Origin of the sequence: Citrobacter sp. Cpo040, from assembly GCF_030332915.1 — a bacterium.
In the GTDB taxonomy this organism is placed as follows: domain Bacteria; phylum Pseudomonadota; class Gammaproteobacteria; order Enterobacterales; family Enterobacteriaceae; genus Citrobacter; species Citrobacter portucalensis.
Genome location: NZ_JAOWGX010000036.1, coordinates 715,437 through 728,174 on the forward strand (window position 1 = coordinate 715,437; position 12,738 = coordinate 728,174).

At 51.2% G+C, this 12,738-nt stretch carries 8 protein-coding genes; 4 read left to right on the forward strand and 4 right to left on the reverse strand.

The genetic code is table 11. The annotated features are described in order from the left end of the window. Positions 1-819 precede the first annotated feature (819 nt). The 3 genes from ldtD (at position 820) to OGX86_RS18315 (ending at position 3,973) form a co-directional block, all read left to right on the forward strand. The gene (gene ldtD / locus OGX86_RS18305) at positions 820-2,571 is read left to right on the forward strand and encodes a L,D-transpeptidase (RefSeq protein ID WP_103015109.1); all 1,752 of its coding nucleotides are present in this window, start codon (positions 820-822) and stop codon (positions 2,569-2,571) included. A gap of 177 nt (positions 2,572-2,748) precedes the next feature. Continuing rightward, positions 2,749-3,297 carry a peptidoglycan L,D-endopeptidase MepK gene (gene mepK / locus OGX86_RS18310; protein ID WP_003831948.1) on the forward strand — a complete coding sequence of 183 codons (549 nt, stop codon included), beginning with the start codon at positions 2,749-2,751 and terminating at the stop codon, positions 3,295-3,297. 28 nt (positions 3,298-3,325) lie between these two features. Beyond that, positions 3,326-3,973: an MBL fold metallo-hydrolase gene (locus tag OGX86_RS18315; protein WP_003831949.1), complete on the forward strand. Its 648-nt coding sequence runs from the start codon at positions 3,326-3,328 to the stop codon at positions 3,971-3,973. A gap of 53 nt (positions 3,974-4,026) precedes the next feature. On the opposite strand, the gene aspC is transcribed toward OGX86_RS18315, so the two are convergent. The 4 genes from aspC to pncB form a co-directional block, all read right to left on the reverse strand. Then, the gene (gene aspC, locus OGX86_RS18320) at positions 4,027-5,217 is read right to left on the reverse strand and encodes an aspartate transaminase (RefSeq protein ID WP_048225872.1); all 1,191 of its coding nucleotides are present in this window, start codon (positions 5,215-5,217) and stop codon (positions 4,027-4,029) included. A 183-nt stretch (positions 5,218-5,400) separates the two neighbouring features. Continuing rightward, positions 5,401-6,477 carry a porin OmpF gene (gene ompF / locus OGX86_RS18325; protein ID WP_048225870.1) on the reverse strand — a complete coding sequence of 359 codons (1,077 nt, stop codon included), beginning with the start codon at positions 6,475-6,477 and terminating at the stop codon, positions 5,401-5,403. 600 nt (positions 6,478-7,077) lie between these two features. Next, positions 7,078-8,478 (reverse strand): asparagine--tRNA ligase, encoded by a 1,401-nt coding sequence (gene asnS / locus OGX86_RS18330; protein ID WP_020996514.1) that lies wholly within the window; start codon positions 8,476-8,478, stop codon positions 7,078-7,080. A gap of 166 nt (positions 8,479-8,644) precedes the next feature. After that, positions 8,645-9,847: a nicotinate phosphoribosyltransferase gene (gene pncB / locus OGX86_RS18335; protein WP_103768957.1), complete on the reverse strand. Its 1,203-nt coding sequence runs from the start codon at positions 9,845-9,847 to the stop codon at positions 8,645-8,647. Positions 9,848-10,112: 265 nt separating this feature from the next. On the opposite strand from pncB, the gene pepN reads away from it, so the two are divergent. Next, on the forward strand, positions 10,113-12,725 hold the full coding sequence (gene pepN / locus OGX86_RS18340; RefSeq protein WP_286640353.1) for an aminopeptidase N: 2,613 nt from the start codon (positions 10,113-10,115) through the stop codon (positions 12,723-12,725). Positions 12,726-12,738 lie beyond the last annotated feature (13 nt).

A 12,738-nucleotide genomic window follows, 5' to 3' on the forward strand; every position in this document is an offset into this window, starting at 1 on the left:
AGGCTCTCGGCGGGAAAATCGTCGCTGCGCGAGTTGTTCGTCTTATGCCGTCTGCCTGTCGGTTCGGGGCCGAGCCTGCATCCATGCAGGCCATCCCCTCTGCCCGCATCCCTGCGGGCAGTCCCGGGCAGACGTCAACGCCTCATCGATTTTCAGCCGGACAGGGTCATCGCTTCAATGCCCTGACTTTCAGTAAAAGCTGTTTTGCTGTTTAAACAAAAACGCAGATGGTCAGGTGTGGGCTGGTCCGGCTGAAAATTGCCGACGTGTTTCCGTAAGGCCGGGAGAGCCAGCATGGATGCTGGCTCAGGGCGCGCTTTGCAGGGACGCTTCCTCGCGCCCGGCCCGGTAGCCAGGAGGAATAAGCGGAGGGTATTGCGTAGCAACAATTTTTCCGCCGGGAGCCGGGATTGTAAAGGGCGTGGCGGAGAACGCCCTTTACACGTTCACGGGAATCCGTGTTTCAGAGAAACAATGAGCATGAGGTGAACGGAACTCTATTTCCGAGATAGCATGTTCTTTACCTCCGCCAGTTTACTGAGACTGAGGCGCTAACTGACTGGCATTACGGCTACATGGCCGCCTTATTTTTTTCCGAAAAGACTTCATGCCTGGTGTAATTTCTTTAGACTTCTTTACATTAGGTTAGGCAAAAAGTTTTTGATGTTTATATACTAAAGGTGAGCCTAACGCGTCACAGGCTTGCTCGTCATACTTCAGTTTGTATTGGCGTTTTACAGGTCCGACCCTCGTCAGAATAAAGGGGAATACAGACGGCCTGGCTATTCAGAGTATGATAAAGAAAACAGGGGGCAAGGGATGTTGCTTAATAAAATGTGTGGTCGTCGGCTGTCGGCAATCAGTTTGTGCCTGGCCGTAACATTCGCTCCACTGTTCAATGCTCAGGCCGATGAGCCTGAAATGATCCCTGGCGATAGCTCTGCGACCGTCAGTGAACAGCCAACAGCGTTATCGCAGCCGCAGGTTCAATCTTCTGCGACGGCTATCATGGCGGGTATTCAACCGCTGCCAGAAGGCGTGTCTGTCGATAAAGCCCGCGCTGAAATACACTCTCAACTGCCAGCAGGTTATACGCCGGTTTACATGAGCCAGCTGGAACTGCTGTATGCCGCACGCGAAATGAAGCCGATGTGGGAAAATCGTGATGCGGTAAAGGCATTTCAGCAACAGTTAGCCGAGGTCGCAATTGCCGGCTTTCAGCCGCAGTTCACTACCTGGGTTGCACTTCTGACTGACCCGGCAGTAACCGGTCAGGCGAGAGACATTGTGCTCTCTGATGCGATGATGGGGTATCTGCACTTTATCGCTAACATCCCTGTCAAAGGTAATCGCTGGCTTTACAGCGATAAGCCCTATGCGCTAACGACGCCGCCGATTTCCGTCATCAATCAGTGGCAGGTCGCACTGGATAACGGTCAACTGACTTCATTTGTGGCCAGCCTTGCGCCTCAACATCCGCAGTATGCAGCCATGCATGAATCACTGCTCAAGCTGGTGGGCGATACACGTCCCTGGCCGCAGCTCACCAGTACAGTAACGCTGCGTCCGGGGGATTGGAGTAATGACATTCCCGCGCTGCGTGAAATTTTGCGCCGAACCGGGATGCTGGAGCCTGCCGTCAGTACGTCTGGCAAAGAAGGGCGTGGCACCTACGATCGTGAATTGGTTGATGCGGTAAAGCGTTTTCAGACGTGGCAGGGACTTGGCGCAGATGGCGCGATTGGTCCAGCCACACGTGACTGGCTGAACGTGACGCCTGCTCAGCGTGCGGGCGTGCTGGCGTTAAATATTCAGCGCTTACGCCTGCTGCCGAGTGAGCTGTCTACCGGTATCATGGTGAACATTCCTGCCTATTCGCTGGTTTATTATCAGAATGGCAATCAGGTGCTGGCCTCGCGCGTTATTGTCGGGCGTCCCGATCGTAAAACGCCGATGATGAGCAGTGCGCTAAATAACGTGGTCGTTAACCCACCGTGGAACGTTCCGCCGACGCTGGCACGTAAAGATATTCTGCCTAAGTTATGGAATGATCCGGGATATCTTGAACGTCATGGCTATACCGTAATGCGCGGCTGGAACAGTAAAGAGACGATAGATCCGTGGCAGGTTGATTGGGCGACCATCACTGCGTCCAATCTGCCGTTCCGCTTTCAGCAGGCTCCGGGTGCACGTAACTCGCTCGGACGCTATAAATTCAATATGCCGAGTTCGGACGCTATTTATCTGCACGATACGCCGAACCACAATCTGTTCCAGAAAGATACGCGGGCGTTAAGCTCCGGATGCGTGCGTGTGAACAAGGCATCTGAGCTGGCGAATATGCTGCTACAGGACGCGGGTTGGAATGATTCACGCATCTCGGATGCCCTGAAGCAAGGGGATACGCGGTATGTGAATATTCGCCAGAATATTCCGGTCAACCTCTACTATCTGACCGCATTTGTCGGCCCTGATGGGCGCACGCAGTATCGTACAGATATTTACAATTACGATCTGACAGCGCGATCCAGCGCACAAATTGTGTCAAAAGCCGAGCAATTAATCAGATAAATGAAGCAGTTCGAGGAAAATGATTGTCGTAAGTTATGCTGGAAACGGGGCAAAATGGCTGTGAGCCCCGTATTTCCTGGGGTTGGGAGCCTTGACGTGGACTACTTAGCCAGATAAGGTTTCCCGCGTGCGCTAGAGCATACATACGATAACATTGACCTTGTAGACCTTAATACCATGGACAAATTTGACGCTAATCGCCGCAAACTGCTGGCGCTTGGTGGTATTGCCCTCGGCGCTGCCATCTTGCCTACGCCTGCGTTTGCAACACTCTCTACCCCACGTCCGCGTATATTGACTCTGAATAACCTGCATACCGGTGAGTCAATAAAAGCAGAGTTTTTTGATGGCAGGGGCTATATTCAGGACGAATTAGCAAAACTTAACCACTTTTTCCGTGACTTTCGGGCCAATAAAGTGAAATCCATTGACCCGGGATTGTTTGATCAACTCTTCCGTCTGCAGGGCCTGCTTGGCACGCGTAAACCCGTACAGCTGATCTCAGGCTATCGCTCTATCGATACCAATAATGAACTCCGTGCACGTAGCCGTGGTGTGGCCAAGAAAAGCTACCACACTAAAGGTCAGGCCATGGATTTTCATATTGAAGGCATTGCATTAAGTAATATTCGCAAAGCTGCGTTATCTATGCGCGCAGGTGGTGTAGGATACTACCCCAGCAGTAACTTTGTGCATATTGACACCGGCCCTGCACGGCACTGGTGATCCATAAGCTTAATGAAACAGGAGCTGTATGAACTATCGTATTATTCCGGTCACTGCCTTCGCCCAGAACTGCTCGCTAATCTGGTGTGAGCAAACTCGTCTGGCCGCGCTGGTCGATCCCGGCGGCGATGCCGAGAAAATCAAACAGGAAGTGGATGCCAGCGGTCTGACGCTAATGCAGATCCTGCTTACTCACGGTCATCTTGACCATGTTGGAGCGGCGGCTGAACTGGCACAGCATTATGGTGTACCGGTTATTGGCCCGGAAAAAGAAGATGAGTTCTGGTTACAGGGACTCCCTGCTCAGAGCCGCATGTTTGGCCTGGGAGATTGTGAGCCGCTGACGCCCGATCGCTGGTTGAATGAAGGTGACCGGATAAGCGTTGGCAACGTGACGTTACAGGTTCTGCATTGTCCGGGTCATACACCGGGACATGTGGTCTTCTTTGATGAGCAATCAAAATTACTGATTTCTGGTGATGTGATTTTCAAAGGTGGCGTAGGGCGCAGCGATTTCCCGCGCGGTGATCACAGCCAACTGATCGATTCGATTAAACGTAAACTATTGCCGTTAGGCGATGACGTGACGTTTATTCCGGGTCACGGCCCACTCTCTACGCTGGGTAATGAACGGCTACATAACCCGTTCCTGCAGGATGAAATGCCTGTCTGGTAATTCGTTTAATAAATAAAAAGGCCGCGTTTGCGGCCTTTTTTGTGTGCGATAGATTACAGTACTGCGACAATCGCTTCGCACAGCGGCGCCATATTATCTGGCGTCATTCCTGCCACGTTTACGCGTCCGGAAGCGACGGCATAGACGCCAAATTCTTCACGCAGACGCAGAACCTGTTCTTTGGTCAGGCCGCTGAATGAGAACATGCCGTTCTGTTTGATGATAAAGCTGAAGTCGCGGTTTGCACCTTTCTCCTGCAGCGTATTCACGAACAGTAGACGCATGCGCTGAATGCGTTGGCGCATATCAGTCAGTTCCTGTTCCCAGATAGCACGCAGCGCGTCGTTGCTCAGAATAGTGGCGACGACGGAAGCGCCGTGTGCTGGCGGGTTGGAGTAGTTAGCGCGAATGGCGGATTTCATCTGGCTAAACGCACGGTCAACGGTTTCAGCATCGGCTGCAACCAGCGTACAGGCGCCTACGCGCTCATTGTACAGACCAAAGTTCTTGGAGTAGGAGCTAGCGACGATCAGCTCTTTGTGCAGCGCTGCGAATGCGCGCAGACCTTCTGCATCTTCTTCCAGGCCACGGGCAAAGCCCTGGTATGCGAAGTCAAACAGCGGCAACCAACCTTTTTCGACAGAAAGCTGGGCCAGCGTTTGCCACTGCTCCAGAGTAGGGTCGATACCGGTTGGGTTATGGCAGCAGCCGTGAAATAACACCACGTCGCCAGCCTGCGCTTCGCTGAGGCTTGCCAGCAGCGCATCAAAGTCTAAAGAATGGTTCGCCGCATCGTAATAGTTGTATTCACGAACTTCCAGACCGGCGGAGTTAAACACGCTCTTATGGTTAGGCCAGCTTGGATTGCTCACCCATACGCGTTTAGCCGACGTGTTTTTCGCCAGGAAATCAGCTGCCACACGCAGTGCGCCAGTACCGCCAGGGGTCTGTGCTGTACGTGCGCGTTTGTCGTTGATAAGCGAACTCTCTTTACCAAACAGTAATTCCTGAGTGCAACGACCAAACTCTGGAATACCGTCAATGCCAAGGTAATTTTTGGTGGTTTCATTTTCCAGTATATATTGCTCGGCTTTTTTAACGCTGGTCAGTACCGGCGTTTTGCCTGTCTCATCTTTATATACACCGATCCCGAGGTTTATTTTTCCAGGGCGGTCATCGGTACGAAACAAATCAGCCAGACCCAAAATGGGGTCGGCAGGAGCGGCGGTAATGTTCTCAAACATGACGAGGTTCCATAGTGATTACAGAAGGGAAGTCCGCTATCAGGTTAACGGTAGATTTACAAAATGCCAACCGTTACTGACGAAAAGCTGAGGTGTTTTTTTAAGACGCAAGAATCCGCTAGCAGAGATAAAAAAACAGGACCGAAGTCCTGTTTTTTAGGCATTTAACAAAGAGGTCTGCTATTAGAACTGGTAAACGATACCGACTGCAACGATGTCGTCAGAGTTCACGCCCAGTTTGTTGTCAGAGTCAATCTGGTTGATCTGGTAGTCAACATAGGTGGACATGTTTTTGTTGAAGTAGTAGGTCGCACCAACTTCGAAGTAATCAACCAGATCTACGTCACCGATACCTTCTACGTCTTTCGCTTTAGATTTGTTGTAGGAGATGGACGGACGCAGACCGAAATCGAACTGGTACTGAGCAACGACGAACACGTCTTCAGTTTTGTTTGCGAAGCCGCTGTTACCAGCACCTGAGATGCGGGTTGCGTTACGGGTTTCACCGTAGTTTGCCGCCAGGTAGATGTTGTTAGCATCGTATTTCACCCCGGTAGCCCACTGCTCAGCTTTTTTACCGCCGTTGCCGTAGAAAGAGTTTTCCTGCGCGTTGGTGCGGTCAGCAGCGCCGTATGCACCGACGATACCGAAGCCATCCATTTCGTAGCTTACAGATCCGCCAACGCCGTCGCCGTTAGAACGACCGGTATTGCCATCACGCTCGTTTTTACCCAGATACTGGATACCGAAGTTCAGGCCGTCAACCAGACCGAAGAAGTTAGAGTTACGGTAGGTTGCAACACCACCAACACGACCAACGAAGAAGTTGTCGCTGTACGCGGTATCACCACCAAACTCTGGCAGCATATCGGTGTAACCCAGCGCATCGTAAACGATACCGTAGTTACGACCGTAGTCGAAAGAGCCCAGATCGGCATATTTCAGACCAGCAAATGCCAGACGGGTTTTGTTACCGTTCTGAGCGTCGCTGCCGCCTTCAGAATTGTTACCGGCAAAGTTGTATTCCCACTGACCGTAGCCGGACAGATCGGAATTAATCTGAGTTTCCCCTTTGAAACCAAGACGAGCATAAGTCTGATCGCCATCGTTATCAGCGCTGTCAGAGAAATAGTGCAGACCAACGGTTTTACCGTAGATATCCAGTTTGTTGCCATCTTTGTTATAAACTTCTGCAGCGTTAGCTGCCCCGGCTACCAGCAGAGCAGGGATAACCACTGCCAGAATATTGCGCTTCATCATTATTTATTACCCTCATCGGTTTTTATATGACACCTGCCACTGCCGCCAATAAATTCCGTCAATCAAAATTTACGGAACTATTGATGAGAGTTTGGTGTCTTTATGTGTCTGACAGGCATCTTTCCATTCAAACTACCGTTTCGCTACCGTCAAAGTGCTACAAATATAAAGATTTGGTTTCAAAAAGAAAAAATGTGTAACAAAATGTTATTTTTGTGCAACTTTGTGAACAGCGTCAAACTTCGGATGCCCCTGCGCTTAAAATTCTCGTTTTTATTTCTATTTATATGATTTTCTTATGTTTAATTTTGCTAAGGTCATTTTTTATCCGTTATGCCGGAAAGTTCGGATTTTACAGGTAACGATTTTTGGACGTCTGGAGTGCCGTGCGCGAGGCTAAAAAATGTACTATTTAATCAGAAAATGCTAACCCACAATAAAATTGCTGATTATTTTTTGTGCAAATGTATTGCGATGAAATATTACGTAACAGGTGGAGGGGGGTGAAAGGTTGTGTTTAACGTGAGATGGGTATCCAGATAACACGAAAAGGGTATAAAAAAGGCCAGCAATGCTGGCCTTTGAAACAATAACGCATGTTTAGAAGGTGGCGTTACGTGGAGTACGCGGGAACGGAATAACGTCACGGACGTTCTGTACGCCGGTGACGTAAGCGATCAGACGCTCGAAGCCCAATCCGAAGCCGGAATGCGGAACGGTACCGTAGCGACGCAGGTCGCGATACCACCAGTAATCCTCTTTGTTCAGACCCATTTCCAGCATACGGGCATCCAGCACGTCCAGGCGCTCTTCACGCTGAGAACCACCGATGATTTCACCGATTCCCGGGGCCAGTACGTCCATTGCAGCAACGGTTTTACCGTCTTCGTTAAGGCGCATATAAAACGCTTTGATATCTTTCGGGTAGTTTTTCACCACCACCGGCGCTTTAAAGTGCTCTTCAGCAAGATAACGTTCGTGCTCGGAAGAGAGATCCACTCCCCAGTAAACCGGGTTTTCAAACTGCTTGCCGCATTTTTCGAGAATGCTTACCGCGTCGGTGTAGTCCACCTGCGCGAAGTCGGCGTCAATGAAACGTTCCAGGCGTGAAATCGCATCTTTGTCGACACGTTCAGCGAAGAATTTCATATCATCCGCACGCTCTGCCAGTACGGCTTTAAACGCGTACTTCAGCATCGCTTCAGCCAGGCCTGCAACATCATTCAGGTCAGCAAAAGCCACTTCTGGTTCCAGCATCCAGAACTCTGCCAGGTGACGACTGGTGTTAGAGTTTTCTGCACGGAACGTCGGGCCAAAAGTATAAATTTTGGACAGGGCGCAGGCGTAGGTTTCACCGTTCAGCTGACCGGAAACGGTCAGGAAGGCTTCTTTACCAAAGAAGTCTTTATCGAAATCGACTTTGCCTTGATCGTTACGCGGCAGGTTTTCCAGATCCAGCGTAGAAACACGGAACATTTCACCGGCACCTTCCGTATCGGAAGCGGTGATCAACGGAGTCGATACCCAAAAGAAACCCTGCTCGTGGAAGAAACGATGCAGAGCTTGCGCCAGCGTATGACGTACACGCGCTACCGCACCAATCATGTTGGTACGAGGACGCATGTGCGCCACTTCACGCAGATACTCAATGCTGTGACGCTTGGCTGCCATTGGGTAAGTGTCAGGATCTTCAACCCAGCCGGTTACTTCAACCTCAGTGGCCTGAATTTCAAAGCTCTGTCCTTGTCCAGGAGATGCAACGACTTTACCCGTTACGATAACTGAACAACCCGTCGTCAGGCGCAGTACGTCCTGATTGTAATTGGGCAGAGAATTATTGATGACGGCCTGTACAGGATCAAAGCAGGAACCGTCATAAACGGCGAGGAAGGAGATGCCAGCTTTTGAATCTCGGCGGGTACGCACCCATCCGCGCACGGTGACTTCGCTGTCAACGGCTACGCGGCCCTGGAGTACGTCGGCTACAGGCACAACGCTCATAATATTCTCTCTGTTAATAGTCGGATATATAAACACATGTCCACCCGTAATGGGGGGATACCTATGTTACCTGGCATCTGCAATCAGACAAGCAGAATTCGTAGCTGGAGTGAAAGATTTCGGAAATAAACGCGAAAAAGGGAGCCAAAATGGCTCCCTGGAAGGCTTAACTGGCTTTTTTGATATGCGGGAGATCGAAGGCTTTGCGCAGTGCACGAACAAATGCTTTATCGTGGCAGATAGTTTTACCCGGGCTGTCAGATAACTTCGCCACCGGTTTGCCGTTACATTCCACCAGCTTGATCACAATATTGAGTGGCTTAACCTGCGGAATGTCGCATGTTAGCCGTGTCCCAATACCAAAACTCAACTGTACGCGGGAAGAGAAGTGGCGGTAGAGTTCAATCGCTTTTTTCAGATCGAGATTATCTGAGAAGACCAGCGTTTTGCTCAGCGGATCAATACCCAGTTTTTCATAATGAGCGATAGCTTTTTCACCCCATTCCACCGGATCGCCTGAGTCATGGCGTAAGCCCTGGTAACGGGTCGCAAACTCGACGCCAAAGTCGCGTAAAAACGCGTCCATGGTGATGCAGTCGGTCAGTGCAATCCCGAGTTGGTCAGGATATTCATTTAACCATGCGGCCAGCGCAACACGCTGGCTGGTGGCAAGCTCTGGGCTGATTTGCTGATGAGCCTGGAACCACTCATGCGCCTGTGTACCCATCGGGGTTAATGACAGACGGCGGGCGAGATCGTAGTTGCTGGTGCCGACAAACCAGGATTCTTGCTGCAAGCGTTTAACAATGGCCTGCTGTACTTCGCGTGAAAAACGACGGCGCGTACCGAAATCCATCAGATGGAAGCGGGACATATCGACATCTTTCGTTAAAGCAGAGAATTCGACTAGTTTGCTTTCCAGCTCATCGAGTGCCTGCGGGACGCCTGATTCGGGCGAACGGTAACGGTGCACCAGTTCACTGATAACCGCCAACAGCGGAACTTCCCACATGATCACTTCACGCCATGGCCCGGTTAAGCGGATGTTCAGCTTACCGTTATCATTAGTGACGTGAACCTGTTCCGGGTTATAGCGGAAATCACGTAGCCAGGTGAGGTAATCAGCTTTAAAGAATGGCAGGCCGGAGAGCCACTGGTACTCATCCTCTTGCAGTCGCAGGTGCTGCATAGCATTCACCTGCTCACGAATAGAATCGGCATAAATACCGAGCAGGTCATCGCCACGGCAACGAAATTCAGCCGCTACTTGTACATCATAGTAGTGGTGAAAAACGGCTTGCTGCATATGCAACTTATAAGCGTCTGTATCCAGCAGCGAGTGCAGAACAGGAGAAGCGAATTGTGTCATAGGTGCGCAGTAGCATCCTCTCACGGGAGCGTTTAGTACAATAAACAACTAAGAAAACCGCTGGAGTATACCCTGTTTAGCGATTTATTGAACCCCGATCACACCATAAGCTCTCTTTCTGGTCGAGGGCAATTCGTGCCACGTGTTATGAAAATGTAGCAAAAAGGGTGTTTGTGCCTGAAAAGATGAACATTCTGCGTAGCGCGATTTACGCAACAGGAATAGACTGAAGCCGAGACTCTATTAAAGATGCTAAAGGTTTTTTATGACACAACAGCCACAAGCCAAATACCGTCACGACTATCGTGCGCCGGATTACCAGATTACTGATATTGACTTGACCTTTGACCTGGATGCTGAAAAAACCGTGGTCACCGCAGTGAGCCAGGCTGTCCGTCATGGCGCGTCTGATGTGCCCCTGCGCCTGAATGGCGAAGATCTGACCCTGGTGTCGATCCACGTGAACGACGAGCCGTGGACAGAGTATAAAGAAGAAGAGGGCACTCTGGTCATTAGTCAGTTGCCGGAGCGTTTTACGCTGCGTATCGTGAATGAAATTAGCCCAGCGGCCAATACTGCGCTGGAAGGGCTGTACCAGTCTGGCGAAGCGCTGTGCACCCAGTGTGAAGCAGAAGGGTTCCGCCATATTACCTGGTATCTCGACAGACCCGATGTTCTGGCGCGTTTTACCACCAAAATTATCGCCGATAAAACCCAATATCCGTTCCTGCTCTCCAACGGTAACCGTGTGGCGCAGGGCGAACTGGAAAATGGTCGTCACTGGGTACAGTGGCAGGACCCGTTCCCGAAACCGTGCTATCTGTTTGCGTTGGTAGCCGGTGATTTCGACGTTCTGCGCGATACCTTTACCACCCGTTCCGGGCGTGAGGTGGCGCTGGAACTGTACGTCGATCGCGGCAACCTTGACCGCGCGCCGTGGGCGATGACCTCGCTGAAAAACTCCATGAAATGGGATGAAGAGCGCTTTGGCCTCGAGTATGACCTCGACATCTATATGATTGTCGCCGTGGATTTCTTCAACATGGGCGCGATGGAGAATAAAGGTCTGAACGTCTTTAACTCCAAATATGTGCTGGCACGTACCGATACCGCCACCGACAAAGACTACCTCGATATTGAGCGCGTTATCGGTCATGAGTATTTTCACAACTGGACCGGCAACCGTGTGACCTGCCGTGACTGGTTCCAGTTGAGCCTGAAAGAAGGCTTAACTGTGTTCCGCGATCAAGAGTTCAGTTCCGATCTCGGCTCACGCGCGGTAAACCGCATCAGCAATGTGCGCACCATGCGTGGTCTGCAGTTTGCTGAAGATGCCAGCCCGATGGCGCATCCTATCCGTCCGGATATGGTCATTGAAATGAACAACTTCTATACCCTGACTGTGTACGAAAAGGGCGCTGAAGTCATTCGTATGATCCACACCCTGCTCGGTGAGGCTAACTTCCAGAAAGGGATGCAACTGTACTTTGAGCGTCATGACGGAAGTGCTGCAACTTGTGATGATTTCGTGCAGGCGATGGAAGATGCTTCTAACGTTGATCTCTCCCATTTCCGCCGCTGGTACAGTCAGTCCGGTACGCCGATTCTGACCGTGCGTGATGACTACAATCCGTCAACTGAGCAGTACACGCTGACGATCAGCCAGCGCACGCCGGCCACGCCGGATCAGGCCGAAAAACAGCCGCTGCATATTCCTTTCGCCCTCGAGTTGTATGACAACGAAGGGAAAGTGATGCCGCTACAAAAAGGCGGGCACCCGGTGAATTCTGTACTCAACGTCACCCAGGCAGAGCAGACGTTTGTCTTTGATAACGTCTACTTCCAGCCGGTTCCGGCGCTGCTGTGCGAATTCTCCGCGCCGGTAAAACTGGAATACAAATGGAGCGATCAGCAGCTGACCTTCCTGATGCGTCATGCGCGTAACGATTTCTCTCGTTGGGACGCGGCGCAAAGCCTGCTGGCGACCTATATTAAGCTTAACGTTGCCCGTCATCAGCAGGGACAACCGCTGTCGCTGCCGGTACACGTGGCTGATGCATTCCGCGCAATTTTACTGGATGAGAAAATCGATCCGGCGCTGGCGGCAGAGATCCTGACGCTGCCTTCAGTAAATGAAATAGCTGAACTGTTCGATATCATCGATCCGGTGGCGATAACCGAAGTACGCGAAGCGTTAACCCGCACGCTGGCGGCCGAGCTTGCAGATGAATTCCTCGCCATCTATAACGCTAATCATCTTGATGAGTACCGCGTTGAGCATGCCGATATTGGCAAGCGTACGCTGCGTAACGCCTGCCTGCGTTTCCTGGCCTTTGGCGAAACCCATCTGGCTGACACGTTGGTAAGCAAGCAGTATCGTGAATCGAACAATATGACCGATGCGCTGGCGGCGCTATCCGCGGCAGTGGCGGCGCAGCTGCCTTGTCGCGACGCGCTAATGCAGGAGTATGACGATAAGTGGCACCATGACGGTCTGGTGATGGACAAATGGTTTATCCTGCAATCCACCAGCCCAGCGAAAAACGTGCTGGAAATGGTACGCGGCCTATTGAAGCATCGCTCTTTCAGTATGAGTAACCCGAACCGAATCCGTTCGCTGATCGGTGCTTTTGCAGGTAGCAACCCGGCGGCATTCCATGCGGAAGATGGTAGTGGATATCAGTTCCTGGTCGACATGTTGACTGAGCTTAATAGTCGTAACCCGCAGGTGGCGTCACGTCTGATTGAGCCGCTAATTCGCTTAAAACGTTATGATGCAAAACGTCAGGCGAAAATGCGTGCGGCGCTGGAACAGCTGAAAGGTCTGGAGAATCTCTCAGGCGATCTGTTCGAGAAGATTGACAAAGCGTTAGCCTGAAACGTTGACCTGT